The sequence below is a fragment of the Xanthomonas sp. F4 genome (assembly GCF_011761895.1).
In genome coordinates, this window is the sequence record NZ_JAASQX010000001.1 from 189057 (window position 1) to 214315 (window position 25259).

The 25259-nt window shown below is 69.8% G+C and carries 23 protein-coding genes and 1 riboswitch; of the genes, 14 read left to right on the forward strand and 9 right to left on the reverse strand.

What is annotated here, in order from left to right; genetic code table 11:
- The first annotated feature begins 3 nt into the window (after nucleotides 1-3).
- From FHR66_RS00895 to FHR66_RS00920, 6 genes are all read left to right on the forward strand, one after another.
- Nucleotides 4-444, forward strand: a complete 441-nt coding sequence (locus tag FHR66_RS00895; RefSeq protein WP_160969204.1) for a heavy metal-responsive transcriptional regulator — start codon at nucleotides 4-6, stop codon at nucleotides 442-444.
- Entirely contained in the window at nucleotides 441-2879 is a 2439-nt protein-coding gene (locus FHR66_RS00900; protein WP_167087272.1) for a heavy metal translocating P-type ATPase, read from the forward strand. Before FHR66_RS00895 ends, FHR66_RS00900 begins: the two co-directional genes overlap by 4 nt.
- 34 nt (nucleotides 2880-2913) lie before the next feature.
- A complete protein-coding gene (locus FHR66_RS00905; protein WP_184448460.1) occupies nucleotides 2914-3126 on the forward strand; it encodes a heavy-metal-associated domain-containing protein in 213 nt (70 codons plus the stop codon).
- A gap of 119 nt (nucleotides 3127-3245) precedes the next feature.
- Nucleotides 3246-4349 (forward strand): PLP-dependent cysteine synthase family protein, encoded by a 1104-nt coding sequence (locus FHR66_RS00910; RefSeq protein WP_160969200.1) that lies wholly within the window; start codon nucleotides 3246-3248, stop codon nucleotides 4347-4349.
- A 61-nt stretch (nucleotides 4350-4410) separates the two neighbouring features.
- Entirely contained in the window at nucleotides 4411-6435 is a 2025-nt protein-coding gene (locus FHR66_RS00915) for a M3 family metallopeptidase (protein WP_160969198.1), read from the forward strand.
- A 389-nt stretch (nucleotides 6436-6824) separates the two neighbouring features.
- Complete coding sequence (locus tag FHR66_RS00920) at nucleotides 6825-7688, forward strand: hypothetical protein (protein ID WP_456361717.1); 864 nt, start codon at nucleotides 6825-6827, stop codon at nucleotides 7686-7688.
- A 46-nt stretch (nucleotides 7689-7734) separates the two neighbouring features.
- Here FHR66_RS00920 and fabB read toward each other — a convergent pair whose 3' ends face one another.
- Nucleotides 7735-8943 (reverse strand): beta-ketoacyl-ACP synthase I, encoded by a 1209-nt coding sequence (fabB, locus tag FHR66_RS00925; protein ID WP_160968845.1) that lies wholly within the window; start codon nucleotides 8941-8943, stop codon nucleotides 7735-7737.
- Nucleotides 8943-9458: a 3-hydroxyacyl-[acyl-carrier-protein] dehydratase FabA gene (fabA, locus tag FHR66_RS00930; RefSeq protein WP_160968846.1), complete on the reverse strand. Its 516-nt coding sequence runs from the start codon at nucleotides 9456-9458 to the stop codon at nucleotides 8943-8945. The genes fabB and fabA overlap by 1 nt, the downstream gene beginning before the upstream one ends.
- Nucleotides 9459-9667: 209 nt before the next feature.
- Between fabA and dinB the strand changes: the two genes are divergently transcribed.
- Nucleotides 9668-10729 (forward strand): DNA polymerase IV, encoded by a 1062-nt coding sequence (gene dinB, locus FHR66_RS00935; RefSeq protein WP_160968847.1) that lies wholly within the window; start codon nucleotides 9668-9670, stop codon nucleotides 10727-10729.
- 445 nt (nucleotides 10730-11174) lie between these two features.
- Complete coding sequence (gene gph, locus FHR66_RS00940; protein ID WP_160968848.1) at nucleotides 11175-11828, forward strand: phosphoglycolate phosphatase; 654 nt, start codon at nucleotides 11175-11177, stop codon at nucleotides 11826-11828.
- A gap of 484 nt (nucleotides 11829-12312) precedes the next feature.
- Here gph and btuB read toward each other — a convergent pair whose 3' ends face one another.
- The 3 genes from btuB to FHR66_RS00955 all read right to left on the reverse strand — a co-directional run bounded on the left by btuB (nucleotide 12313) and on the right by FHR66_RS00955 (nucleotide 15707).
- Nucleotides 12313-14184 carry a TonB-dependent vitamin B12 receptor gene (gene btuB / locus FHR66_RS00945; RefSeq protein WP_160968849.1) on the reverse strand — a complete coding sequence of 624 codons (1872 nt, stop codon included), beginning with the start codon at nucleotides 14182-14184 and terminating at the stop codon, nucleotides 12313-12315.
- Between the two features lie 114 nt (nucleotides 14185-14298).
- Nucleotides 14299-14515, reverse strand: a riboswitch (cobalamin riboswitch).
- A gap of 284 nt (nucleotides 14516-14799) precedes the next feature.
- Nucleotides 14800-15228 (reverse strand): TfoX/Sxy family protein, encoded by a 429-nt coding sequence (locus tag FHR66_RS00950; protein WP_160968850.1) that lies wholly within the window; start codon nucleotides 15226-15228, stop codon nucleotides 14800-14802.
- Complete coding sequence (locus FHR66_RS00955; protein WP_160968851.1) at nucleotides 15225-15707, reverse strand: GAF domain-containing protein; 483 nt, start codon at nucleotides 15705-15707, stop codon at nucleotides 15225-15227. The genes FHR66_RS00950 and FHR66_RS00955 overlap by 4 nt, the downstream gene beginning before the upstream one ends.
- Nucleotides 15708-15824: 117 nt before the next feature.
- Here FHR66_RS00955 and bioD point away from each other — a divergent pair, with 117 nt between their 5' ends.
- On the forward strand, nucleotides 15825-16514 hold the full coding sequence (gene bioD / locus FHR66_RS00960) for a dethiobiotin synthase (protein ID WP_160968853.1): 690 nt from the start codon (nucleotides 15825-15827) through the stop codon (nucleotides 16512-16514).
- Between the two features lie 415 nt (nucleotides 16515-16929).
- Here bioD and FHR66_RS00965 read toward each other — a convergent pair whose 3' ends face one another.
- The 3 genes from FHR66_RS00965 to FHR66_RS00975 form a co-directional block, all read right to left on the reverse strand.
- Nucleotides 16930-17307, reverse strand: coding sequence for a phasin family protein (locus FHR66_RS00965; protein ID WP_160968855.1), 378 nt, complete (start codon nucleotides 17305-17307; stop codon nucleotides 16930-16932).
- A 269-nt stretch (nucleotides 17308-17576) separates the two neighbouring features.
- Nucleotides 17577-17936 (reverse strand): 6-carboxytetrahydropterin synthase QueD, encoded by a 360-nt coding sequence (gene queD / locus FHR66_RS00970; RefSeq protein WP_017916250.1) that lies wholly within the window; start codon nucleotides 17934-17936, stop codon nucleotides 17577-17579.
- A 191-nt stretch (nucleotides 17937-18127) separates the two neighbouring features.
- Complete coding sequence (locus tag FHR66_RS00975; protein WP_167087274.1) at nucleotides 18128-19501, reverse strand: DEAD/DEAH box helicase; 1374 nt, start codon at nucleotides 19499-19501, stop codon at nucleotides 18128-18130.
- A 345-nt stretch (nucleotides 19502-19846) separates the two neighbouring features.
- On the opposite strand from FHR66_RS00975, the gene FHR66_RS00985 reads away from it, so the two are divergent.
- Together FHR66_RS00985 and maiA are read left to right on the forward strand one after the other, a co-directional pair.
- On the forward strand, nucleotides 19847-20836 hold the full coding sequence (locus FHR66_RS00985) for a fumarylacetoacetate hydrolase family protein (protein WP_160968859.1): 990 nt from the start codon (nucleotides 19847-19849) through the stop codon (nucleotides 20834-20836).
- 89 nt (nucleotides 20837-20925) lie between these two features.
- Nucleotides 20926-21582, forward strand: coding sequence for a maleylacetoacetate isomerase (gene maiA, locus FHR66_RS00990; RefSeq protein WP_160968861.1), 657 nt, complete (start codon nucleotides 20926-20928; stop codon nucleotides 21580-21582).
- 488 nt (nucleotides 21583-22070) lie between these two features.
- Here the strand turns inward: maiA and FHR66_RS00995 are convergent, their stop codons facing one another.
- Nucleotides 22071-23207 (reverse strand): PilT/PilU family type 4a pilus ATPase, encoded by a 1137-nt coding sequence (locus tag FHR66_RS00995; RefSeq protein WP_160968863.1) that lies wholly within the window; start codon nucleotides 23205-23207, stop codon nucleotides 22071-22073.
- A gap of 98 nt (nucleotides 23208-23305) precedes the next feature.
- Here FHR66_RS00995 and FHR66_RS01000 point away from each other — a divergent pair, with 98 nt between their 5' ends.
- From FHR66_RS01000 to FHR66_RS01010, 3 genes are all read left to right on the forward strand, one after another.
- Nucleotides 23306-23698, forward strand: a complete 393-nt coding sequence (locus FHR66_RS01000) for a DUF4398 domain-containing protein (protein ID WP_048491628.1) — start codon at nucleotides 23306-23308, stop codon at nucleotides 23696-23698.
- A gap of 17 nt (nucleotides 23699-23715) precedes the next feature.
- The gene (locus FHR66_RS01005) at nucleotides 23716-24588 is read left to right on the forward strand and encodes a hypothetical protein (protein WP_160968941.1); all 873 of its coding nucleotides are present in this window, start codon (nucleotides 23716-23718) and stop codon (nucleotides 24586-24588) included.
- 334 nt (nucleotides 24589-24922) lie between these two features.
- Nucleotides 24923-25141 carry a YdcH family protein gene (locus FHR66_RS01010; RefSeq protein WP_010340228.1) on the forward strand — a complete coding sequence of 73 codons (219 nt, stop codon included), beginning with the start codon at nucleotides 24923-24925 and terminating at the stop codon, nucleotides 25139-25141.
- Nucleotides 25142-25259: the final 118 nt, after the last annotated feature.

Below are 25259 nucleotides of genomic sequence, written 5' to 3' on the forward strand. Positions count from 1 at the left end.
CGCATGCGATCCGATCCCGCCACCGTCCGCTTCACCATCGGCGCGCTCGCCCGCCAGGCCGACGTCGCCATCGATACCGTGCGCTACTACGAGCGCCAGGGGCTGCTGCCGCCCGCCCCGCGCCGCGCCTCCGGCTACCGCGAGTACGACGCCGCGGCGGTGCAGCGGGTGCGCTTCATCCGCCGCGCCAAGGAACTGGGCTTTTCGCTGGAGGAGATCGGCGAGCTGCTGGCGCTGCAGGACGATCGCGTGCACGGCGTGGAGGGCATCAAGCAGCGCGCCAGCGCGCGCCTGCAGGCGCTGGACCGGCGCATCGCCGAACTGACCGAGATGCGCGACACCCTGGCGATGCTGGTCGAGGAGTGTCCCGGCCGCGGTGCGCCGGACGCCTGCCCGATCCTGGGCGACATCCGCGGCGATGCCGCCGGCGAGCCGCCGCGATGAGCGCGGACCGCGCCACCGCCTCGTTGACCTTGCCGGTGCAGGGCATGACCTGCGCTGCCTGCGCGGCCGGCGTGGAGAAGGCGTTGCAGCGCCTGCCCGGGGTCGCGGCGCAGGCCAGCTATGCCGGGGCGCGCGTGCAGGTCGACTATGACCCGCAGCAAGTGGACCTGCCGACACTGTTGCAGCGCATCCAGCAGGCCGGCTACAGCGTGCCGACCCAGACCCTGACCCTGGAACTCAGCGGCCTGCACTGCGCCTCCTGCGTGGCGTCGATCGATGCGGTGCTGGCGAAGACCCCGGGCGTGCTCGCCGGCCACGCCAACCTGGCCTCGGCCAAGGCGCGGGTGGAGATCGTGAACGGTGCGGTCGCGCCGGCGGAGCTGATCACGCGGATCGCCCGTGCGGGATTCGGCGCGCGCGTCGCGCAGGCCATGGACCCCGAGCAGCTGGCCGAGCGCGACCGCAGCGAGCGCCGCGCCTGGCGGCGCGAGCTGGGAATGTTCGCAGCGGCGGTGCTGCTGACCCTGCCGTTCTGGGGGCAGATGCTCGGCATGCTGGATGGCGACGCCCTGCGCGGTGCGCATGCCGAGCCGCTGCCGCGCTGGCTGCAGTGGCTGCTGGCGACACCGGTGCAGTGCTGGATCGGCGCGCGCTTCTACCGTGCAGGCTATCGCGCCCTGCGCAACGGCAGCGCCAACATGGACGTGCTGGTCGCGCTGGGCACCGGCATGGCCTATCTGTACAGCGCCGTGGTCACCGTGGCCGGCCTGCACGACCAGCACGTGTACTTCGAGGCCAGCACCAGCGTCATCACCCTGGTGTTGCTCGGGCGCCTGCTCGAGGCCCGTGCCAAGCGCCGCACCACCGCGGCGGTGCGCGCGCTGCTCGACCTGGCGCCGACCACTGCGCGGGTCGAGCGCGACGGCGTCATCGTGGAGGTGGATGCGGCGGAACTGGCGGTCGGCGATGTGTTCGTGGTCGCTGCCGGCGAGCGCGTGCCGGTCGACGGCGAGGTGCTCGACGGCCACTCCAGCGTGGACGAGGCGATGCTCTCCGGCGAGGCGCTGCCGGTGGCCAAGGCACCGGGTAGCCGCCTGCATGCGGCCACGGTCAACCAGCTCGGCCTGTTGCGCGCGCGGGCCACCGGTGTCGGTGCGGACACCCTGTTGGCGCAGATCGTGCGCATGGTCGATGCCGCGCAAGGCTCGCGCGCGCCGATCCAGCGCCTGGTCGATCGCATCGCCGCGGTGTTCGTGCCGGCGGTGCTGGCCATCGCCGCGATCACCCTGGGCGCGACCTGGGCGCTGGGCGGCAGCTTCGCCGACGCCCTGGTGCACGCGGTGGCGGTGCTGGTGATCGCCTGCCCGTGCGCCCTGGGCCTGGCCACGCCGACCGCGATCATGGTCGGCACCGGCGTCGGCGCGCGCGCCGGCATCCTGATCCGCGACGCCGAGGTGCTGGAACGCGCCCGTGCGCTGACCGCGCTGGTGGTCGACAAGACCGGCACCCTGACCCTGGGCCAGCCGCAGGTGACCGCGGTGCTGGTCGCCGACGAGGCCGAGGCCGCGCCGCTGTTGCGCCTGGCCGCGGCGCTGGAAACCGGCTCGGCGCATCCGCTGGCGCGCGCCATCGTGCAGCGCGCCGCCGACCTGGGCGTGCGCGCGGCCGTGCCGGCGCCGCTGGCCGAGGCAGTGCAGACGCTGCCGGGGCAGGGCGTGCGCGGCCGCGTGGACGGGCGCGAGGTCGTGCTGGGGGCGCTGGCGTGGCTCGATGGCCTGGTCGCCGTGCCGGCCGACCCGCCGCTGCGCCGCCAGGCCGAGGCGGCGCAGGCGCAGGGCCAGAGCGTGGTCGGGGTGGCGGTGGACGGCGCCGTGGCCGGCTACATCGCCATCGCCGATCCGCTGCGCGAGGACGCCGCCGAGGCGGTGGCGTTGCTGCAGGCGCGCGGTATCGCCGTGACCATGCTCAGCGGCGACAACCGCCATGCGGCGCAGGCGGTGGCCGCGCGGCTCGGTATCGAGCAGGTGCAGGCCGAGGTGCTGCCGCAGGACAAAGCCGCGCATGTGCGCCAGCTGCAGGCCGTGCCGGGCGCGCACGTCGGGATGGTCGGCGACGGCATCAACGATGCCCCGGCGCTGGCCGCGGCCGACGTCAGTTTCGCCATCGGCAGCGGTTCGGACATCGCCATCGAGGCGGCCGACGTGGTGCTGATGCACGGCGACCTGGCCGGCGTCGCCGCCGCCATCGACCTGTCCGCGGCGACCGTGCGCAAGATCCGCCAGAACCTGTTCTTCGCCTTCGTCTTCAACGGCCTGGGCATCCCGCTGGCCGCGTTCGGCCTGCTCAACCCGGTGATCGCCGGCGCGGCGATGGCGCTGAGTTCGGTCTCGGTGCTGGGCAACGCGCTGCTGCTGAATCGCTGGCGTGCGCAGTGAGCGCGTGTTCGATTTCTTCACTTTGGAGCCTGACATGCAACATCTCGATCTCCTCGTCCACGGCATGAGTTGCGGCGGCTGCAGCGCGCGGCTGCAGCGGGTGCTGGACGCCTGCCCGGGCGTGAGCGCCAGCACGGTGGTGCTGGAGGGCGGGCGCGTGGGCATCGACTACGACCCCGCGCGCATCGACGTGGCCGCGCTGGAGCAGGCGATCGCCGACGCCGGTTTCAGCGTGGCCGCCGGCTGAGCGCCGCCCCGGCGCCGTGCCACGCCGGGTGAACGCCGGCGTGGCGGCCACGGTCGCGCATGACCCGGGCGCGTGCCGGGCGTGTATCGTGGGCGCGGTTTCTCCGCTCCCGCACCGCCATGACCCATCGCGCTTGGGTGGCCGCCGCCATCCAGAAGATCGAAGCCGACTTCAATCGCTCGGCCGACACCCATCTGATCCCGCTGGACCTGCCCGGTTTCCCCGGCATCGACCTGTATTTCAAGGACGAATCCAGCCATCCCACCGGCAGCCTCAAGCATCGCCTGGCGCGCTCGCTGTTCCTGTACGCGCTGGCCAACGGCTGGCTGCGCGAGGGGCGGCCGGTGATCGAGGCCTCCAGCGGCTCCACGGCGGTGTCCGAGGCGTACTTCGCGCGCCTGCTGGGGCTGCCGTTCATCGCGGTGATGCCGGCGACGACCTCGCCGGAAAAGATCGCCGCGATCGAGTTCCAGGGCGGGCGCTGCCATCTGGTCGGGCGCGCCTGCGACCTGCATGCCGATTCGGTGCAGCTGGCGCGCGAGACCGGCGGCCATTTCATGGACCAGTTCCTCTACGCCGAACGCGCCACCGACTGGCGCGCCAACAACAACATCGCCGAATCGATCTTCCGGCAGATGCAGGAGGAGCCGCATCCGATCCCGGCCTGGATCGTGTGCAGCCCCGGCACCGGCGGCACCGCGGCCACGCTCGGGCGCTACGTACGCTACCGGCGCCATCCCACCCGCATCCTGTGCGCGGACCCGGAGGTGTCGCTGTTCTTCGACGGCTACCGCGAGGCGCTGGCCGGGCGCGACTACGCCGGCCTGGAAAGCACCGGCGGCTCGCGCATCGAAGGCATCGGCCGGCCGCGGGTGGAGCCGAGCTTCATCCCCAGCTGCGTGGATGCGATGGTCAAGGTGCCCGACGCGCTGAGCCTGGCGGCGATGCGCTACGTCAGCGCGCGCCTGGGCCGGCGCGTGGGCGGCTCCACCGGCACCAACTTCGTCGGCGTGCTGCAGGCGGCCACGCGCATGCGCGAGCAGGGCCGCAGCGGCGCCATCGTCACCATCCTGTGCGACAGCGGCGAGCGCTACGTGCACAGCTACTACCGGCCGCAGTGGTACGCCGAGCACGGCATCGATGTGGACCAGGCCGATGCGCAGCTGGCCGCGGCGGTGGCCGGCGCCGGGTTGCCGCCGCTGCCTTGTGCCGCGCTGGACTGACCGCCATCTCACTGCCATGGCCGGCGCCGCCGACCTTCCTTCCGTGACCGAGACTTCCGCGATGACCAATCCCCTGCTCGATTTTTCCGGCCTGCCGCGCTTCGATGCGATCCAGCCCGAGCACATCGGCCCGGCGATCGACACCCTGCTGGCGCAGGCCGAGGCTGCGGTGGCCACCGCCGAGACCGTGGCGCCGGTGCGTTGGGACAACTTCGTGGCGCCGCTGGACGACGCCACCGAGCGCCTGTGGCGCGCCTGGGGCCAGGTAGGCCACCTGCAGGCGGTGGTCAACACGCCGGCGCTGCGCGAGGCCTACAACGCCAACCTGCCCAAGGTGACGCGCTTCTCCAGCGCGCTGGGGCAGAACCTGGCGCTGTTCGCGCAGTACCGCACGCTGGCGCATTCGCCGGAGGCGGCCACGCTCGGCCCGGCGCAGCGCAAGGTGCTGGACAACGCGCTGCGCGATTTCCGCCTGGGCGGCGCCGAACTGGGCGAGGCCGACAAGCAGCGCTTCGCCGCGATCCAGGAAGAACTGTCGGCGCTGTCGGCCAAGTTCTCGCAGAACGTGCTCGATGCCACCGACGCGTGGTCGCTGTTGATCGACGACGAGGCGCGCCTGGCCGGCCTGCCCGAGGACAGCATTGCCGCCGCGCGCGCAGCGGCCGAACGCGATGGCAAGGCGGGCTGGAAGCTGACCCTGCAGATGCCCTGCTACCTGCCGGTGCAGATGTACGCCGAGGATCGCGCGCTGCGCGAGACGCTGTACCGCGCCAACGCGATCCGCGCCTCGGAGTTCGGCGATGCGGCGCTGGACAACAGCGCGGCGATCGGTCGCATCCTCGCCTTGCGTGGCGAACTGGCGGCGCTGCTCGGCTTCGCCAGCTACGCCGAGTATTCGCTGGCCACGAAGATGGCGCAGGATCCCGCACAGGTGCTGGCGTTCCTGCACGATCTGGCCGTACGCGCCAAGCCCTACGCGCAGCGCGACCGCGCCGAGCTGGAGGCATTCGCGCGCGAGCATCTGGGCCTGGACACGCTGGAAGCCTGGGACCTGGCCTATGCCGGCGAGAAGCTCAAGCAGGCGCGCTACAGCTTCTCCGAGCAGGAAGTGAAGCGCTACTTCACCGAGCCCAAGGTGCTGGACGGCCTGTTCGGCCTGATCCACGACCTGTACGGCTTGCGCGTGGAGGCCGACAGCGCGCCGGTGTGGCATCCGGACGTGCGTTTCTTCCGCCTGAGCGACGCGCAGGGGCGCCTGGTCGGGCAGTTCTATCTGGACCTGTACGCGCGCGAAGGCAAGCGTGGCGGCGCCTGGATGGACGATTGCCGCAATCGCCGCGAGCGCGCCGACGGCGTGCAGACCCCGCTGGTGTACCTGGTGTGCAACTTCGGCCGCGGCAGCGACGGCAAGCCGGCCACCTTCACCCACAACGAAGTCACCACCCTGTTCCATGAGATGGGCCACGGCCTGCACCAGTTGCTGACCCAGGTCGGCGAACTGGGCGTGGCCGGCATCAACGGCGTGGAATGGGATGCGGTGGAACTGCCCAGCCAGTTCATGGAGAACTTCTGCTGGGAATGGCCGCGCCTGCAGGCGATGACCGCCCACGTGGACAGCGGCGAGCCGCTGCCGCGCGCGCTGTTCGACAAGATGCTGGCGGCGAAGAACTACCAGAGCGGCATGTTCACCGTGCGCCAGCTCGAGTTCGCGCTGTTCGACATGCAGTTGCACCACGGCTTCGATGCGCAGACCGACAGCGTGCTGCAGTTGCTCGAGCGCGTGCGCGACGAAGTGGCGGTGAACCGGCCGCCGGCCTGGAATCGCTTCCCGCACCAGTTCAGCCACATCTTCGCCGGCGGCTATGCGGCCGGCTACTACAGCTACAAATGGGCCGAGGTGCTCAGCGCCGACGCCTATGCGGCGTTCGAGGAAGCGCCCGACCAGTTGCCCGCCACCGGTGCGCGCTTCCTGCGCGAGATCCTCTCGCGCGGCGGCAGCCGTCCGGCGCTGGAGAACTTCACCGCCTTCCGTGGCCGCGGGCCGGAGCTGGAGGCGCTGCTGCGGCACAGCGGCATGGCGGGGTAAGCGGGGATTCGGGAGTTGGGATTGGGGATTTGTAATTTTTCGCGAGTGCATGGCATTCCTCGCGCTTCTGGCTTTGTTGTAGGAACGGCTTCAGCCGCGACGGGGCATTACCGGTAACGCCTGTCGCCGCCGAAGCCGCTCCTACAGAAAATCGCTTGCCAATGATCTGGCTCCGCACAGCACGCTGCCGCCCCCAATCCCCAATCCCCAATCCCCAATCCCCAATCCCCAATCCCCAATCCCCAATCCCCGCTTTCAACAGCCACAGGCTGGTCATCCCCAATCCCCAATCCCGGCTCCTCTGTGCTAGAACAAAGCGCAGCGGCACGGCGATCTTCGTCGCCGCAATCGCGGCGCAGGACACTGCCGCACTGCACAAGGAGGACCGCATGAAGCGAGCAGGGTGGTGGACGCCGTTGCTGTTGGGCATGGCCGCGCCGGCGTTGGCGCAGGATGGCAGCGGCACGGTGCGCATCGGCGCCAGCCTGCGTGCCGGCCCCGCACCGGAGTATCCGCGCGTGGCCACCCCGGTCACCGACGAGGCGTTGCGGGTACATGGCTGCACCCGCGACTGGGCCTGGTGCGATGTCAGTTGGCGCGAGAAACGCGGCTGGCTGCCGGCCGGCGCGATCGACTTCAACGCCCAGGAACAGGGCGTTGCACCCGGCGTGCCCACGGTCGGCTTTGCGCTGGACCGCTATTGGGACACGCACTATCGCGGTCAGCCGTGGGCGCGCGAACGCGCGCGCTATCGATCGCTCGAAAGTACCGCGACCGCGGCCGGCCCGGCGCAGATTCCGGCCCCGCTGCAGCGCCAGTTGGCGCCGCAATGGCGGGCGCCACCACCGCGGCCTGCCTCCGCGTCCGAAGCCGTGAGCGCCACGCCGCAATGGACGCCGCCTGGCGAGCAGATGCATCGGATCCCGCCGCCGGACGCGCTCAATCCCCGCTACAACAAGGAACTGGCGAAGGAGTTGCAACGCCAGGACGACGACCGCCGCCAGCGCGAAGCGATGGGCCTGACGCCCGTGCCGCCGCCTGAGTCCGCGCCGTCGGCATCGCCGTCCTGGCCGCCGTCGCCGGCGACGATCCAATGGGTCGAGCGGCATCCGCCGAAGCCGAGTTCGCCACCACCACCACCACCACCGCCTCCGCCACCGCCACCGCCACCGCCTTCAGCGCCACCGGCCAAGCCGGAAGCGCACAAGGACGATAGCGCCGGGCGCCAAGACGTCAGGCAACTGGAGCGTTGACGCGCGGCGCGATGCCGTTGCCGGCACCGTGCATGCGTGGCCCGGCTCAGGCCTTGGCGAACACCAGCGCGGCGTTGGTGCCGCCGAAGCCGAAGCTGTTGGACATCACCGTGCGCAACGCGGCGTCGCGGCTTTCGCGCACGATCGGGAAACCCTCCGCGCGCGGATCCAGCGTGTCGATGTTGGCCGAGCCGGCGATGAAGCCGTCACGCAGCATCAGCAGGCAGTAGATCGCCTCGTGCACGCTGGCTGCGCCCAGCGAATGCCCGGACAGCGCCTTGGTCGAGGACAGCGGCGGTACCGCATCGCCGAACACCGCGCGCACCGCATCCAGCTCGGTGACATCGCCCAGCGGGGTCGAGGTGCCGTGGGTGTTGAGATAGTCGATCGGCGCATCCACGCCCTGCAGCGCCATGCGCATGCAGCGCACCGCGCCTTCGCCGGACGGGGCGACCATGTCGGCGCCGTCGGAGGTCACGCCGTAGCCGACCAGTTCGGCATGGATGCGCGCCCCGCGCGCCACCGCGCGCTCGTAGTCCTCCAGCACCAGCATGCCGCCGCCGCCGGCGATGACGAAGCCGTCGCGCGCGGCATCGTAGGGCCGCGACGCCACCGCCGGCGTGTCGTTGAAGCCGGTGGACAGCGCGCCCATCGCGTCGAACATCAGGCTCATGGTCCAGTCCAGCTCTTCGCCGCCGCCGGCGAACATCACATCCTGCTGGCCGTGGCGGATCAGGTCCGCCGCCGCGCCGATGCAGTGCGCCGAGGTCGCGCAGGCCGCCGACAGCGAGTAGCTCACGCCCTTGATCTTGAACGCGGTGGCCAGGCTCGCCGACACCGCCGAACACATCGTGCGCGGCACCATGTACGGGCCGACCTTGCGCACGCCGCGGTTGCGCAGCAGGTCCGCCGCTTCCACCTGCCAGTGGCTGGAGCCGCCGCCGGAGCCGGCGATCAGGCCGATCCGCGGATCGCTGATCGCCGCCTCGTCCAGGCCGGCATCGGCCAGTGCATCGCGCAGCGCCAGGTAGGCGTAGGCCGAGGCATCGCCCATGAAGCGCTTGAGCTTGCGGTCGATCGCCGCGTCCAGGTCCAACTGCACATCGCCACCGACCTGGCTGCGCAGGCCGGCTTCCACCGCCTGCGGGTTATGGCGGATGCCGGACTGGCTTTCGCGCAATGCGCGCGACACGCTGTCCAGGTCGTTGCCCAGGCATGAAGTGATGCCCATCCCAGTAATTGCCACGCGCCGCATCAGAATGCCTCCGTCGAAGTGAACAGGCCCACGCGCATGTCCTTGGCGGTATAGATCTCGCGCCCATCCACCGACATGCGGCCATCGGCCACCGCCATCACCAGCTTGCGGTTGATCACCCGGCTGATGTCGATCTCGTAGACCACCTGCCTGGCGGTGGGCAGCACCTGGCCGGTGAACTTCACCTCGCCCACGCCCAGCGCACGGCCACGGCCGGGTGCGCCCAGCCAGGTCAGGAAGAAGCCGGTCAACTGCCACATCGCATCCAGGCCCAAGCAGCCGGGCATCACCGGGTCGCCGATGAAATGGCAGCCGAAGAACCACAGGTCCGGGCGGATATCCAGTTCGGCGCGGATCACGCCCTTGCCGTGCGCGCCGCCGGTCTCGTCGATGGCGACGATGCGGTCGAACATCAGCATCGGGTCGTTGGGCAGGCGCCCGGCGTCGGCGCCGAACAGCTCGCCGCGTGCGCTGGCGAGCAATTGCTCGCGAGAATAGGAGGACAGACGACTCATGAGCGGAACATTCCCAGGCGAGACAGTCGAGGCGCGCAAGAGTGCATGAGCCTTGCGCGTTCAATCAAACGTTTTATCCGTACGCACGCGTAGTGTCGGCATCTGCGGCGGCGCGCGCACTGCGCCGGATCAAGGCGCGCATTCTCAGCCCGTGCGCAGTGCGGGGCTTATCATGCGCGCACCGTTCGCAGGCGTAGGGTATGGGGTCGATGCGCAAGATCATTCACGTCGACATGGATGCGTTCTACGCGTCCGTGGAGCAGCGTGACGATCCGGCGCTGCGCGGCAAGCCGGTGGTGGTGGCCTGGCGCGGCATGCGCTCGGTGGTGTGCGCCGCCTCCTACGAGGCGCGCGTGTTCGGCGTGCGCTCGGCGATGCCGGCGCTGCGCGCCGAGCGGCTGTGCCCGGACGCGATCTTCGTGCCGCCGGATTTCGCTCGTTACAAGGCGGTGTCGCGGCAGGTGCGCGAGATCTTCCAGCGCCACACCGACATGATCGAGCCGCTGTCGCTGGACGAGGCCTACCTGGACGTCACCGCGCCCAAGGGCGAATTGCGCACGGCCACCGAGATCGCCCAGACCATCCGCGCGCAGATCCGCGAGGAAACCGCGCTGACCGCCTCGGCCGGGATCGCGCCGAACAAGTTCCTGGCCAAGATCGCCTCGGACTGGCGCAAGCCCGACGGCCAGTTCGTGATCCGTCCGCATCGCGTGGACGCGTTCCTGACGCCGTTGCCGGTGAACAAGGTGCCCGGCGTGGGCAAGGTGATGGAGGCCAAGCTGGCGGAACTGGGCATCGCCACCGTCGGCGACCTGCGCGCGCGCGGCGAGGCCGAACTGGAAGCGCGCTTCGGCAGCTTCGGCCTGCGCCTGTACCAGCGTGCGCGCGGCATCGACGAACGCCCGGTGGAGTCGGACCAGCCGGTGCAGTCGATTTCCTCCGAAGACACCTTCGCCGAAGACCTGGCGCTGGACGCACTGGAGCCGGCGATCCGGCAACTGGCCGAGAGGACCTGGAACGCCACCCGCCGCACCGACCGCATCGCGCGCACGGTGGTGCTGAAGCTGAAGACCGCGCAGTTCCGCATCCTCACCCGCAGCTTCACTCCGGAGCAGCCGCCGGATTCGCTGCAGGCCTTGATCGACATCGCCCTTGCGCTGCGCGAGCGCGTGGACCTGCCGACGTCCACCCGTTACCGCCTGGTCGGCGTGGGCCTGTCCGGCTTCCACGAACGCGAGCCGGGACAGGCGCAGGGGCGCTTGTTCGGTTGAGCTGGTCGCGCGCGGGGGGCTTATCGTGTTGTGCCTGGCGTGTGGATTGAAACGGGTTGTTGTAGCCGTTGAGGATGCCGAGTTGGCAGCCGCACCTTCACCGGTGCAGAGGTCGAAATAGGAACGGCTGCACCATAGGCAGCGTCTGTCGCAGTCCTGCCCTTAAGTGTGCGTGGATTGAAACCCGATCCGGGACAGCCACGACAGGCACCAGCTCCAGTCGCACGGTTACCGGCGTGGATTGAAAGCCAAGGGAGACGCGAGCGAACCGGAAACGCGGCCTTCGCCTCTTCCGCGTCGGGACTGAAGTCCCTCCCACAGGGGCATGCTGCAAGGATTGGAACACCGACTTCATCGTCTGGTCATGCTGATCGGCCTTGTCGCGACCGCATACCAGCCTTGCCCCACCTACAATGCGCACTTCCCCCTCCCGCACTGGCACGATATGACGTTCCCCTACGCATTGGTGGTGTTCGACCTGGACGGCACCCTGGTCGACAGCGGCGCCGACATCGCCGAGGCGTTGAACCGCACGCTGGCCGACTTCGGCCTGCCGCGCGTGCCGGAGGCGACCGTGCTCGGCTGGATCGGCGAGGGCGTGCGCAAGCTGGTCGAGATCGCCTGGCGGCATGCCGGCGACGCCACGCCACTCGAGACGGTGATGCCGACCTTCATGCGCCACTACGCCGAATGCCTGTTGCGCAGTCCGCGGCTGTATCCCGGCGCGGCCGAGACGCTGACGCAACTGCACGCGGACGGGGTGACGCTGGCGTTGTGCACCAACAAGCCGTCGGCGATGGTGCCGCCGCTGCTGCGCCATCTGGGCGTGGCCGATCTGTTCTCTGCGGTGCTGGGCGGCGACAGCCTGCCCGAACGCAAGCCCAGCCCGGTGCCGCTGCTGCACCTGGCACAGCAGTTCGCGCAACCGCCGGCACGCTGCCTGATGGTCGGCGATTCGGGGACCGACCTGCAGGCCGGGCAGGCGGCCGGCATGCCGGTGGCGCTGGTGCGCTACGGCTATCCGCGCGATCTGGATCTGGCCACCGCCGACGTGGTGCTGCTGATGGACGACCTGCGCGAGCTGCTGCAGTTGCGCTGAGGCGCTGCGCAGCGCCCCGGCGCAGCGCGAAGATCCAGCTCTTTCGTACAAACGGCTTCAGCCGCGACAGGCTTTCCCGGCAAAGCCCGTCGCGGCTGAAGCCGCTCCCACAACCCATGACGCATTACGCCCCTCTCCCCCTGGGAGAGGGGTTGGGGTGAGGGTACGGGCGCGTAGCGGGCGCCGAACTGTAAGGTTTGTGCGGCGATGCATGAGCACGAAGGCGGGTGTTTGCGTTCGACAGCCAGCGGCCCTTATCGCGAGCGACCAATTGCGCGATGCGTGGCGCATGCCTGCGTTGAGAATGCGCGCATCTACATCCGACGTGGTCGCACATGCCGCCTTTCGTAGGAGCGGCTTCAGCCGCGACGGGAGTTCGCGGGAAAGCCTGTCGCGGCTGAAGCCGCTCCTGCAAAAAAGACGCGCGTGTTTTCCGTGCGGGCTGCCCCGCGCCACGCCCGCCGGCGCAGCGCGGGACGCCGACTCAGCGCGCCGCCGGCGCGTAGCGCAGGGTCAGCGCGTACTCGCGGCCAGGCTGGTTGTACCAGTTGATGGTCTGGTAGTCGCGGTCGAACACGTTGCTGGCCTTGGCCTGCAGCGTCCAGTCCGGGGTGAACGCGTATTCCGCGCGCAGGTCGACGGTGCCGTAGCCGGCCAGGCGTACGCGGTTGGCCGCATCGTCGAAGCGGTGGCCGCTGCCGAACACGGTGACGCCGAGCTTGACCGGGCCGATGCCGCGATCCACGTCCAGGCGCGCGGTGTTCTGCGCGCGGCGCGCCAGCCAGTTGTCGCGGTTGTCGCCATCGCTGCGGTTGCGCGGGTCGGTGTGGCTCAGCTGCGCCGACAGTTCCCAGCCGGCCAACAATGCATAGCCGGTCAATTCGGCGCCGCGGATGCGCGCCTCGTCCACGTTGACCGGCAGGAAGCTGACCGCGTCGTAGGAGATCAGGTCCTTGACCCGGGTCTCGTAGGCGTTGAAGGTCCAGTTCCAGCTGTCGGCGTACTGCGCCACGCCCAGGTTGCCGCTCTTGGAGCGCTCCGGCTTCAACTCCGGATTGCCGGCGAACGGGTAGTACAGATCGTTGAAGGTCGGTGCCTTGAAGCCGGTGCCGACGCTGGCGGTGAGCTTGAGGCCATGCGCCAGCGCCAGGCCCCAGCCGAGGCTGCCGGTGGTGTGTTCGCCGAACTGCTCGTTGTCGTCGCTGCGCACGCTGGCCTGCACCTGCTGCGCGCCGAAGCGGCCCTGGTACTCGGCGAACACGCCGGTGTTGTCGCGGCTGTCGACGTCGAAGGCGGTGGTGCTGGTGACGTGCTCGCGTTGCCAGTCGCTGCCGACGCTCAGCAGGTGGCCTTCGGCCAGGGTGACGTCGCCCTGCAGCGCGGCGGTGTCGCGGCGGCTGTCGAAGGTGCTGACGAAGCTGCGGGTGCGCGCGCCGGGGGCACGGTAGTAGCTGTCGGCGTCGTCGACGTTGCGACCGAGCTGCGCGGCCAGGTGCAGGCGATCGGACGGGGTCCAGTCCAGCTTGCCGCCGAACACCTGCTGGGTGTTGTCGGCCTCGTTGCCGGCGAACAGCGGATCGCCGTCGTACTCGTTGCGGCTGTCGATGTTCAGCGCCTGGCCTTCGATGCGCAGCGTGTCGGTCAGCGCGTAGCCGCCGCGCGCGCTCAGCGAGACGTTGCGGTAGCCGTCGCGGTCGGGCTGGTCGACGAAGCAGCCGGCGAACAGCGTGGCCGAACCGTTGCAGGCATTGATGCCGTCGGTCTCCTGGTAGCCGCCCTGCACGGCCAGCCAGCCGCGCTCGCCGCGGTTGCTGAAGCCGGCGCCGGCCTCGCGCAGGCCGTGGCTGCCGCCGCCCAGGCTCAGGTTCTGCTGGAAGCCCTGACCGCCGCGGCGGGTGAAGATCTGGATGACGCCGCCGATCGCGTCGGAGCCGTACAGGCTCGACCGCGGGCCACGCACGATCTCGATGCGCTCGATCTGGCTCAGCGGCAGGTCCTGGAACGCGGCCAGGCCGGCGCTGGCCGAGCCGATGCGCACGCCGTCGACCAGCACCAGCACGTGGTCCGATTCGCTGCCGCGCAGGCTCAGCGTGGTCAGCTTGCCCAGGCCGCCCTGGTTGGAGATGCCGATGCCGGCGCGGCCCTGCAGCAGCTGCGCCAGCGACGTGGCCTGGCTGCGCTCGATCTCCGCGCGGTCGATGACCTGCGCCGGGACCACGCTGTCCTCCACCGAGATCTGGGTGCGGGTGGCGGTGACCAGGACCTGGTCGAGATCGGTGGCGGCGTCGGCGGCGTGGGCCAGCGCGGGCAGGGACAGGGCGGACGCGATCGCGACCGAAAGCAGGCGGGACGACATGGGTGGCAACTCCGGCGCGCGGCTGCGCGCTGTGACGGCGAGGGAGTCGCGAACGGAAGGTGCAAGCGGACGGCGCCGAACGCGGCGCGGCACGCCGCGACGCCCTCCGCATCGCAACCAGTGAGCTGCAAGGCCGGTCTCCGGGCTGGCGATCGGGGAGGCGGACCTCCCGGCTGCGACGCCTTCCCATGCCGTGGCACAGTGGCGAAAGTCGTCAGCGCGGATCGCTTACCGTTGCGGGGGCAGCGCCGGCCTTGTCGCAAGACGCACCGGCTTCCCGTTTCAACCCGCTGGCCGGAGCCGGTGGGTCACCTTGAAGCGGCGCGATTGTACGCGATCGCCGCTGGCTGCGCGGGGTAGGGCATGCCCATCCATCCCGGGGATGCGGCTTTGGGTCTGGCAGGCGCACCACCGGTATTGCGCGGCGTAGCGCCGAGGGGTAGTCAGGTCGGGCCGCGCGGCGCAGGCGACATGCCGGCCAGACTCCGCCCGAAGGGCTGTGATCGCGCGCGTCCGTGCTCGCGTCGTCGCTCGGGCGCGGACTCACATCCACGTTCTGCGTTGTCACAGGCATGCGCAATCAAGGCGCGGCATGCTTGCGGATGCGGCAACGCCCTAGTCGGCGTGGGTGCCGTGGCCGTCGTCGTCGCCGTGATGGTCGTCCATCGGCGTTTCGTGCGTGTCGTGCGCGTAGGCGCCGTCGGCGTCATCGTCGCCGCGCGTGTCGTCGCGGTCGAAATGGGTCGTCGCCACCGGCCCGGCGACCGGCAGGCCGCGCTGTGCCGGCAGCGCCGCCGTTGCGGTTTCCAGCTCGCCCAGCAACTGCGCGCGGCGCGCCTCGGACAGTTCCTGCCAGTGGCAGCCGCTGAGCGCGCCTTCCAGCGAGTACAGCAGGTTGAGGCTGGGCTTGAAGCCGGCGCGCTTGACCTTGACGAAGGCGCCGACCGCGCCGGCCGCCTCCAGGTCCTGCTGCGTGCGCACGCCGACCTGGCGCAGCCAGGCCGCGCTCTTGGGGCCGATGTTGCGCAGCTTGGCCGTGCTCATCGCAGGCTGTCGATGAAGACCTGGGCGATCGCTTCCAGGCCGCGCTGGTCGTCGGCGTCGAAGCGGGCCAGGTCCGGGCTGTCCAGGTCGAACACGCCGACCAGCGCACTGTCGCGCAGCAGCGGCACCACCAGTTCCGAGCGCGAGGCGGAATCGCAGGCGATGTGTCCGGGGAACGCCTCCACGTCGTCGATGCGCTGGGTCTGGCCGCTGCTGGCGGCCGCGCCGCACACGCCCTTGTGCAGCGGAATGCGCACGCAGGCGGGCAGGCCCTGGAACGGGCCGACCACCAGTTCCTTGCCGTCGTAGAGATAGAAACCGACCCAGTTCAGCCGCGGCAACGCGTGGTACACCAGCGCGGCCAGATTGGCGGCATTGGCGATGCGGTCGGGCTCCCCGGCGACCAGGGCACGGGCCTGGTCGAGCAACTGGGCGTACTGTTCCGGCTTGCTGCCGGTGAGCGAGGACGAGGCGAACATCGCGCGAGTCTAGCAGCGCGCTGCGTCCGCCGGCACCGCGGCGGCTGACGCGCGCGACGCGCCCGGCTATCCTGCGCGCCGCCGCGCGTCCCGCCGGCCAACCGACAGGGTTTTTGCATGGCTGTTCCCGCCTTCTACGTCACCGGCACCGATACCGGCATCGGCAAGACCATCGCCAGTACCGCGCTGCTGCATGCCTTGCGCGCGCGTGGTCAGCGCGCGGTGGGCATGAAGCCGGTCGCCAGCGGCTGCAGCCGCGACGCTGACGGCTGGCGCAACGAGGACGCGCTTGCCCTGCAGGACGCGAGCGCGCCGCGGCCGGCCTACGCCGATCTCAATCCCTACGCGCTGCCGCTGCCGCTGGCGCCGGAACTGGCCGCCGCCGATGCCGGCGTGCAACTGGAACTGGCGCCGATCGCCGCAGCCTTCGAGCGCCTGCGCGCGCAGGCCGACGTGGTGGTGGTGGAGGGCGTCGGCGGCTGGGCGGCGCCGCTGTCGGCGACGCTGGATCAGGCCGATCTGGCGCGCGCGCTGGGACTGCCGGTGGTGCTGGTGGTCGGCCTGCGCCTGGGCTGCCTCAACCATGCCCGGCTCAGCGCCGCGGCGATCGCCGCCGACGGCCTGCAGTGCATCGGCTGGATCGGCAACGAGATCGACCCGGCGATGGAGCGCATCGACGACAACATGGCGATGCTGCGCGCGCGTCTGCCGATGCCGTGCTGGGGCCGCCTGCCGTACCGGCCGCAACCGCAGGCCGCGCAGTTGGCGGCGGAGCTGCAGCCGTGGGCGGGAATGTCGCCGGACTGAGCCGCTGCCGAGACGCGCGCTGCGCTGCCGGCTTGTGTGGGAGGGACTTCAGTCCCGACGCCTTGCCGATGACGCGTCGGGGCTGAAGCCCCTCCCACAGGCAGGCATCCCGACGGCGGGATCGGGCTCGTCCCGAATGTTCGCTCCCACTCCCGAAGCACGCGCATAAGCCGGTAGAAGAAGAGATCTACCGGTTTCGAGCAGAGCATCGGCGCTGAAGCCTCTCCCATGAAGGAAACCAGGAACGCCGGGACGCGCGGGATCGACAAATCCCCAATCCCCACTCCCGAATCCCGTCCATAAAAAAGGCCCGGTAGAGGGAGGGATCTACCGGGCCTGGGGTTGCACGGGGGGAGGGACCCATGCAGACCGAGCGTGCGTCGGGCGGCGAACCGCAGCGACGTCGAAAACGGTATTACTTGGCGGTGGGCTTGGCCTTGGGCGCAGCCTGTTCGGTCGCCGCCTCGAACTGGTGCTTGGCCAGCTGGCCGATCGCCTCGGAGGTCTTCAGGCCCAGGCCGAACACTTCCTGGTTGGCCGTGGCCAGCCGCTCGAAGTTGTCGCGGGCGATCTGCAGGCCCTTCGGCCACAGCGCCTGCACGGTGCCCAGATCGCGGGCCTCGGTCAGTTCGCCGAGGAAGCCGGTGGTGGCCGACACGTTCTTCTCGAAGGTCTTCAACTGCACGCCGAACACGCTCTCGGCGCTCTCCAGCGCCAGGCGGTTGGCACGCGCCGCGGCAGCGGCGAACTGCTGGGTGTAGCTGCTGAACTGATCGTTGAATTGAGCGGACATCATGCAACTCCGTTGGAATGCCGACTGCTGTTGCAGTGCAACATACGCCCATTCTGCTGCGATGCAACAAAATTTTCTGAAGCCGCTCAGGATGCGTTCAATCTACCTTCCGGATCAATGGTTTGGCGCAATTTCCCGGGGCTCGGCAAGGCGCCTCTGGGTTTCTGGCAAGCGCCAATGCGCGCTACGACGCACGGGCAGGCGGCATCGCAAACGCTCAGCCACCGCGGTGCCGCCCTTGCGATTCCCCACTCCCCATTCCCAGCCTTTCAACCCGGACCGCGATAACGGCAGCCGGAGGTGCAGGTTTCATGGACCACCACTTCGCTCAGCAGCGGCAGCGCCGGCTTGAGCCGGTCCCAGATCCACACCGCCAGGCGTTCGCTGGTGGGGTTGTCCAGGCCCTCGATGTCGTTGAGGTAATGGTGGTCGAGCTGGTCGTAGAGCGGGCGGAAGGCCGCCTTGATGTCGCCGAAATCCATGACCCAGCCGCTCTCGGCGCCGGGTTCGCCGCTGACGTGCAGCTCGATGCGGAACGAGTGCCCGTGCAAGCGCGCGCACTTGTGGCCGGGCGGCACGTTGGGCAGGCGGTGTGCGGCTTCGAGGGTGAAGACTTTGAAGATATCCATGGGCGGCATTGTACGGGCAGGGGCGGGAGCGGCGCGGTCGCGCGCGGGTCGAGGCGATGCAGCGGCGGTGGCCCGCGGCAGGCATCGCACGGCGACGCCGTGCCTGTGCCCGCGTTGGGACCACGCAACGAAAAAGCCGCCCCGAAGGGCGGCTTGTCGAGTGACGCGGCAGCGCTGTACGGGCGCTGCGATCAGCGCGGCGCGGCGGGACGGTTGCCGCCGTTGCCCTGCCGGCGTCCCTGGCCCTGGCGGCGGGCGCCGTCGGCGTGGTTGCCGCCGGGCTTCTTGCTGCCGGCATGCGCATGCGCGTGCGCCGGCGCATCGCCATGGCCGCGACGGGCATGGCTGCCGCGACGCGGCGGACGGGCACCGCCCGGACGCTCGTCCGGCGGGTTGTTGTTGCCCCAGCGGATCGGCGTGACCGGCTCGAAGCCCGGCACGTCGCGGATGTCCATCTCGCGCTTGAGCATGCGCGCGATCGCGCGCAGCAGCTTGGCCTCGTCCTGCGCCACCAGCGAGATCGCCTCGCCGGTCGAACCGTTGCGGCCGGTGCGGCCGATGCGGTGCACGTAGTCCTCGGCGACCATCGGCAGATCGTAGTTGATGACCTTGGGCAACTGGTCGATGTCGATGCCGCGCGCGGCGATGTCGGTGGCGACCAGCACGGTGATGCGGCCGGCCTTGAAGTCGCTCAGCGCGCGCAGGCGCTGGCCCTGGCTCTTGTTGCCGTGGATCGCGGCGGTCTTCAGCCCGGACTTGTCCAGGAACATGGTCAGCTTGTCGGCACCGTGCTTGGTGCGGGCGAACACCAGGGTCTGCTTGCGCGAGTCTGCGGCCAGCAGGTGCAGCAGCAGTTCGCGCTTGCGCGCGCCGTCCACCGGGTGCACGCGGTGGGTGATGGTGTCGGCCACGGTGTTGCTCGGGGTGGCCTGGATTTCCTGCGGATCGTGCATGAACTCGCGGGCCAGCTGCTTGATGCCTTCCTCGAAGGTGGCCGAGAACAGCAGGGTCTGCCGGTTCTGCTTGGGCAGCTTGGCGAGGATGCGCTTGATCGACGGCAGGAAGCCCATGTCGAGCATGCGGTCGGCCTCGTCCAGCACCAGGATCTCGATGCCCGACAGGTCCACGCTGCGACGCTCCAGGTGGTCGAGCAGGCGACCCGGGCAGGCGATCAGCAGGTCCACGCCGCGGCGCAGCGCGTCGAGCTGGTTGCCCATGCCCACGCCGCCGTAGATGGTGGTGCTGGGGATGCGCAGGTACTTGCTGTAGCCGCGCAGGCTGTCGTGCACCTGGGTGGCCAGCTCGCGGGTCGGGGTCAGGATCAGTGCGCGCGGCTTGCGCGGGCCGCCACTGCTGACCGGCTGCGGCGAGGTGCCCAGGTGCTGCAGCAGCGGCAGGCCGAACGCGGCGGTCTTGCCGGTGCCGGTCTGCGCGCCGGCCATCAGGTCATGGCCTTCCAGGGCGACGGGAATGGCCTGCGCCTGGATCGGGGTGGGGGTTTCGTAGCCCTGCTCGGCCAACGCGCGCAGCAGGAAGGGCGCAAGGCCCAGGGATTCGAACGACATGAGAATGCTCCGGATAACGCGCCGACGCCGGGACGGACCCGGCGCGCAGGCGCAAGTAGGTGAGGCTCGGAGCGTTCCCGTGAACCGCGCTGCGAGAGGGTGGATCAACCCGCAGCGCGAGGCTGGGGTTCGTCGGCACCACGAAAGGCGTCGGGCGGGGCGGGCGAGTCGGATCGTTGCGATCCTGGCCTCGCCGGCTGTCCCTGAGGGAAACGGACGGCCGCATGCAGACCGACATAGTCTACCTGAATTGGCGCGCTGCACAAACGTGGTGTCCGTTTCAGTTGAAACCAAGCAGGCGTCTGGCCGTACAATCGCCGGCTCAGCCCCCAGCACTGGACGGACATGAAGCTAGGTTCCCTGAAGGAAGGCGGTCGCGACGGCACCCTGATCGTCGTGTCCCGCGATCTGACCCGCGCGGTGCGCGCCACCGGCATCGCACCGACCCTGCAGCGCGCGCTGGAGGACTGGAGCAACCTCGCCCCGCGTCTGAACGCCCTGTCCGAGTCGCTCAACGACGGCAGCGCCGACGGCCAGTTCGACCTGGACATGGCGGCGCTGGCGGCGCCACTGCCGCGCGCCTACGAATTCCTCGACGGCAGCGCCTACCTGCCGCACGTCGAGCGGGTGCGCCGTGCGCGCGGCGCCGAGGTGCCGGAGAGCTTCTACACCGATCCGCTGATGTACCAGGCGGTCAGCGCCGGCTTCTACGGCCCGCGCGATGCGGTCAAGGTGGTCAGCGAGGACTACGGCATCGACCTGGAGGCCGAGATCGTGGTGGTCACCGACGACGTGCCGATGGCGGTCAGCCCGGCGCAGGCCGCCGCGCACATCCAACTGATCGGCCTGGTCAACGACGTGTCGCTGCGCAACCTGATTCCGCCGGAGCTGGCCAAGGGCTTCGGCTTCGTGCAGTCCAAGCCGCGTTCGGCGCTGTCGCCGGTGTTCGTCACCCCCGACGAACTGGGCCAGGCCTGGCAGGGCAACAAGGTGCACCTGCCGCTGCTGACCCACATCAACGGCGCCTGGTTCGGCGCGCCGGAAGCCGGCGAGGACATGCAGTTCGATTTCGCGCAGTTGGTCGCGCATGCGGCCAAGACCCGGCCGCTGGCGGCCGGCGCGGTGGTCGGCTCGGGCACCATCGCCAACCAGGACACCACGCGCGGCGCCTCCTGCTTCGCCGAGCAGCGCACCGTGGAAACCCTGCGCGACGGCAAGCCGAGTACCCCGTACATGTCCTTCGGCGACGTGGTACGGATCGAGATGCTGGACCGTGACGGAGTCAGCATCTTCGGCGCGATCGAGCAGCGCATCGAGCAGGCACCGCTGCCCTGACCCGGCCGGCGGCGCTACCGGGGCGACCGGCGGCGCCGCGACGCCGCTGTCCACCGGTATCGTTGTCGATTGCGCAGACGGAGGCGGGCATGGACGAGGCACTGCAGCTTTACACCTACTGGCGATCCAGCGCCGCGTACCGGGTGCGCATCGCGCTGGAGCTCAAGCGTCTGGCCTACCAGTCGCTGCCGGTGCATCTGGTGCGCGACGGCGGGCAGCAGCACTCGCCGGAATATGCGCGGTTGAACCCGCAGGAACTGGTGCCGACCCTGTGCCACGACGGCCAGCCGATCCGCCAGTCGCTGGCGATCCTGGAATACCTGGACGAGCGCTGGCCGGAGCCGCCACTGCTGCCGGACGCGCCGATCGACCGCGCCCGCGTGCGTGGCCTGGCGCAACTGATCGCCTGCGACATCCATCCGCTCAACAACCTGCGCGTGGCGCAGTTCTTCGAGAGCGCCTGGAACGTGCCGCAGCCCGAGCGCGAGGAGTGGATGCGGCACTGGATGCAGACCGGCTTCGACGCGCTGGAGCAGTTGCTGGCCGAGTCGCCCGACACCGGCAGTTTCTGCCACGGCGAGCAGCCGGGCCTGGCCGACTGCTGCCTGGTGCCGCAGCTGTACAACGCGCGCCGCTTCGGCGTGGACCTGCAGGTCTACCCGACCCTGGAACGGATCGAGCGCGCCTGCCTGGCGTTGCCGGCATTCGAGGCGGCGCGCCCGGAGAACCAGCCCGACGCGCAGTGAGTCGCGCTGCGCCGTAGCAGCGGCTTCCGCCGCGACCGGGCTTCCGATGATGCCCGGTCGGCCACTACCACCCTCCACCGCCGCATCGTTGCGCGTGAGGGTATGAGAGGGGCTTCCGTCCCGACTGCAGTGTGTCGGACGCTCCGGCTTTCGCGCGTCGCGGCTGAAGTCGCTTCCATAGAAGCTTGCGGCGAACTAACTCGCCGGGTGCACTGTGGGAGGGACTTCAGTCCCGACGACGAAGGGTGTCAGTCGGCTTTTGGCTTCGCGCGTCGCGGCTGCATGACAGTTGACTCCCACAGTGGCTGGGGCCGGGCCTGGCGCGCAACTGCGTGGAAGTGGCGTTTGCCCTGGCAAGGGCGACGCGGCAGCGACCGCCGATGGGCGGTCGGTCCACTGTTGCCGCCGTTGCCGCGGCTGCATCGCGATCGCAGACCTGCGAAGCCCCGGCCGCGCCCTCGCCGCTGCTGCGACGAAGCGGCGAGGCTTCAGACGAACCCGTGGGTGATCCGCGGCGCGGCGCTGGGGCTGTCGTAGTCGGCGTAGGGGTCGTGCTCGCCGCTGCCGCCTTCGGACAGGCGGAACTTCAGGGCCAGGCCGTCGCGCGAGTCGGCTGCGCGCAGCGCTTCCTCCTGCTCGATCTGGCCCTGCTTGACCATGCGGAACAGGCACTGATCGAAGGTCTCCATGCCTTCCTCCAGCGACTCCTCCATCGCCTGCTTGATCTCGTGGACCTGGCCGCGGCGCAGCAGGTCGCGAATCATCGGCGTGTTCAGCAGCACTTCCGAGGCCGGTCGGCGGCGGCCGCTGCTGTCCTTGACCAGGCGCTGCGAAATCACCGCGCGCAAGTTCAGCGACAGGTTCATCAGCACGTTCTTGTGCGCGTTCTCGGGGAAGAAGTTGAGGATGCGCTCGATGGTCTGGTCGGCATTGTTGGAGTGCAGGGTGGCCAGGCACAGGTGCCCGGTCTCGGCGAAGGCGATGGCCGCCTCCATGGTCTCCGCGTCCAGGATCTCACCGATCAGGATCACGTCCGGCGCCTCGCGCATCGCGTTCTTCAGCGCGTTGTGGAAGGCGTGGGTGTCCAGCCCGACCTCGCGCTGGTTGACGATGGACAGCTTGTGCTTGTGCAGGTATTCGATCGGGTCCTCGATGGTGAGGATGTGCCCGGTGGTGGTGCTGTTGCGGTAGTCGATCATCGACGCCAGCGAGGTGGACTTGCCCGAGCCGGTCGAGCCGACCACCAGGACCAGCCCGCGCGGGGTCATGATCACGTCCTTGAGCACCTGTGGCAGGTGCAGCTCCTCGATGCTGGGGATCTTGCTGCGGATCGCGCGGATCACCATGCCGACCTCGCCGCGCTGCTTGAACACGTTGACGCGGAAGCGCCCGGCGTCCTGCAGGGCGATGGCCATGTTCAATTCCAGGTCCCGCTCGAACTGCGGCACCTGGCCTTCGTCCATCAGCGAGTAGGCGATCTTCTTGACCATGCCTGGCGGCAGGCCGGTGGCACCGAGCGGGTACAGCTTGCCTTCGATCTTGATATAGACCGGTGCTCCTGTGGTCAGGAACATGTCCGAGGCGTTCTTTTCGGTCATCAGCTTCAGGAAATAGCCGATATCCATGCGCAATGGTTCCCCAACGATCCGCAATCGCCCGTTGCAAGCGCGCCACAGGCTTCCGACAATGGCCGTGACCGACGTCTCCGTCCACGGCCCCCTAGATGAAAACTAGCTTCGCACACTTCCGTTGTCAGCAGTATGTGATGGCCTGCGCATTGGCGTTGTTCGCCGCGCCGGCCGCGTTCGCCCAGGTGGCCTCGCCGGAGCTGCTGTCTGCCCAGCAGGCGGTGCAGCGCGCGATCCAGGCCGATGCCGACCAGTACGCGCCGGACCTGCTGGCCAGTGCCCGCCAGGGCCTGGAACAGGCGCAGCAGGCCGCGCTCGACCGCCGCCAGCGCAAGACCGCGCCGCAGCTGGCGCTGCGCGTGGCCGCCGATGCCGATCTGGCGCGGGCGCGCAGCGAGGAGGCGGTGGCCAATGCGCAACTGAAGCAGCGCCAGGCCGAGGTGGCCCAGCTGCAACAGACCCTGGGCACCGGGGAGGGCCGTCCATGAGCCGCGTCCTGCACGGAATGCGCCGCCTGGCCCTGCTGGCGTTGCTGCTGGCGCCGCTGGGCGCGATCGCGGCCGACGATCCCGAGCTGGCCGTGCTCAACCAGCGCCTGATGGCGCTGCAGGCCGATCCGCTCAATGCCGATGTCGCCGCCTACGAGCGCCTGCAGGCGCAGCAGGCGGTGGCCAACTTCGCCAACGCCAAGCGCAAGGAGCGCGACGAGGCGCGCTACCTGGCCGAGCGCCGGGTCGAGATCGCCGAAACCATGGCCCGCGCCGAAATTGCTCGGCGCCGGGTCGACCAGTTGGAGAAGACCCGCAGCGACCTGCTGATCGAGGCCAGCCGTCGCGAGGCCGCCCGCGCCCGCCAGGAGGCCGAGCGCCTGCGCGTGCAGGCGCAGATCCAGGCCGAGGAGGCCGAGAGCCTGCGCCAGGCCGCCGAAGCCGAGCAGGCCGCGCGGGCGGACGCGGATGCCGCGCTGGCCAGCGTCGCCGGGCAGCAGACCGCCAAGCTCAGCGCCGCGCAGCAGAAGTCGGCCAAGCTGGCGCGCGAGGAGGCCGAGTTGGTCGCCGGCACCAAGCTGCCGGCCTCGCGCTTCGAGACCCGCGGTGAGGTCTTCACCTTCTCCGGTGCGGCCTTCGGTGCGGGCAAGGCCGCGTTGTCGGGCGACGCCACCAATCAGACCAAGGCCCTGTCGCAGTATCTGCAGATCAGCAAGGGCAAGGTGCGGATCGAGGCCTACGACACCGACGCCGGCGTGGCGCAGAAGCGCGCCGACGCCCTGCGCGCGGCCCTGGTGAGCGGCGGCGTCGCCGCCAACCGGGTGCAGGCGGTCGGCAAGAAGGGGCCCTCGACCAAGGCGCGTTCGGCCGAAGTTGTGATCGCGCCCTAAGGTCTGCGGGCGCCCTGCGCAGGCGGTTTAACGGGGTTTTTCCCTGGGCCTGAGCGCCGAGCAACTGAATGCGGCAAAGCGGGCCTGCTTCTCTTGTCCGCGGCGGTGGGGAAGCGTAGGGTCGGTATTCCAGGTGGCACTCCCGCCGCCTGGTGCCAACGGAGGAGTTCGAGCCGATGACGCAGTGGCGCACACCGCGGTCCGACGTCGCAGGAACCATGGTTCCAGGCGTTGCAGCGGTACAGCCGGCGGCTCGCGCGCTTCCGCTCCCAGGCAACGCCCCGTGCCGCAGCGGCCGGGGCGTTCTTGTTTCTAGCTGAAGGAGGCTATTCCTATGTTCGAAGGGCAACCGCAGACCGAAATCGACGCGTTGATCAAGTCCGATCCGGAGTTCAAGCAGCTCTACCAGCGCCACAAGACCTTGGACAAGAAGTGCATGGACGCCGAACTCGGCGTGCTGCCGATCGACGATGTCACCCTGGCGCAGATGAAGCGCGAAAAGCTCGCCGCCAAGGAAAAGCTGCTGCGCCTTTACGAGCAGAAGCCGCACTGACCGTACTATTGCCCCCTTGTCGCGGGCGGTGGCTGGCCTCCTCGTCGGTTTGCCACCGTCCGCGTCATCCCTCTCCAAAGCCGCGATCGCGGCTTTTTTCGTCCCCGCCGCGCGTTTC

Bases quoted from the DNA above. Each gene is read 5' to 3' on its own strand.
- FHR66_RS01010 (WP_010340228.1), top strand. From the start codon at position 24,923: ATGTTCGAAGGGCAACCGCAGACCGAAATCGACGCGTTGATCAAGTCC.
- FHR66_RS00900 (WP_167087272.1), top strand. From the start codon at position 441: ATGAGCGCGGACCGCGCCACCGCCTCGTTGACCTTGCCGGTGCAGGGC.
- FHR66_RS00915 (WP_160969198.1), top strand. From the start codon at position 4,411: ATGACCAATCCCCTGCTCGATTTTTCCGGCCTGCCGCGCTTCGATGCG.
- dinB (WP_160968847.1), top strand. From the start codon at position 9,668: ATGCGCAAGATCATTCACGTCGACATGGATGCGTTCTACGCGTCCGTG.
- btuB (WP_160968849.1), bottom strand. From the start codon at position 14,184: ATGTCGTCCCGCCTGCTTTCGGTCGCGATCGCGTCCGCCCTGTCCCTG.
- FHR66_RS00950 (WP_160968850.1), bottom strand. From the start codon at position 15,228: ATGAGCACGGCCAAGCTGCGCAACATCGGCCCCAAGAGCGCGGCCTGG.
- FHR66_RS00985 (WP_160968859.1), top strand. From the start codon at position 19,847: ATGAAGCTAGGTTCCCTGAAGGAAGGCGGTCGCGACGGCACCCTGATC.
- maiA (WP_160968861.1), top strand. From the start codon at position 20,926: ATGGACGAGGCACTGCAGCTTTACACCTACTGGCGATCCAGCGCCGCG.
- FHR66_RS00975 (WP_167087274.1), bottom strand. From the start codon at position 19,501: ATGTCGTTCGAATCCCTGGGCCTTGCGCCCTTCCTGCTGCGCGCGTTG.
- gph (WP_160968848.1), top strand. From the start codon at position 11,175: ATGACGTTCCCCTACGCATTGGTGGTGTTCGACCTGGACGGCACCCTG.
- FHR66_RS00895 (WP_160969204.1), top strand. From the start codon at position 4: ATGCGATCCGATCCCGCCACCGTCCGCTTCACCATCGGCGCGCTCGCC.
- FHR66_RS00905 (WP_184448460.1), top strand. From the start codon at position 2,914: ATGCAACATCTCGATCTCCTCGTCCACGGCATGAGTTGCGGCGGCTGC.
- bioD (WP_160968853.1), top strand. From the start codon at position 15,825: ATGGCTGTTCCCGCCTTCTACGTCACCGGCACCGATACCGGCATCGGC.
- FHR66_RS00995 (WP_160968863.1), bottom strand. From the start codon at position 23,207: ATGGATATCGGCTATTTCCTGAAGCTGATGACCGAAAAGAACGCCTCG.
- FHR66_RS00955 (WP_160968851.1), bottom strand. From the start codon at position 15,707: ATGTTCGCCTCGTCCTCGCTCACCGGCAGCAAGCCGGAACAGTACGCC.
- FHR66_RS00910 (WP_160969200.1), top strand. From the start codon at position 3,246: ATGACCCATCGCGCTTGGGTGGCCGCCGCCATCCAGAAGATCGAAGCC.
- fabA (WP_160968846.1), bottom strand. From the start codon at position 9,458: ATGAGTCGTCTGTCCTCCTATTCTCGCGAGCAATTGCTCGCCAGCGCA.
- FHR66_RS01005 (WP_160968941.1), top strand. From the start codon at position 23,716: ATGCGCCGCCTGGCCCTGCTGGCGTTGCTGCTGGCGCCGCTGGGCGCG.
- FHR66_RS00920 (WP_456361717.1), top strand. From the start codon at position 6,825: ATGAAGCGAGCAGGGTGGTGGACGCCGTTGCTGTTGGGCATGGCCGCG.
- queD (WP_017916250.1), bottom strand. From the start codon at position 17,936: ATGGATATCTTCAAAGTCTTCACCCTCGAAGCCGCACACCGCCTGCCC.
- fabB (WP_160968845.1), bottom strand. From the start codon at position 8,943: ATGCGGCGCGTGGCAATTACTGGGATGGGCATCACTTCATGCCTGGGC.
- FHR66_RS01000 (WP_048491628.1), top strand. From the start codon at position 23,306: ATGAAAACTAGCTTCGCACACTTCCGTTGTCAGCAGTATGTGATGGCC.
- FHR66_RS00965 (WP_160968855.1), bottom strand. From the start codon at position 17,307: ATGTCCGCTCAATTCAACGATCAGTTCAGCAGCTACACCCAGCAGTTC.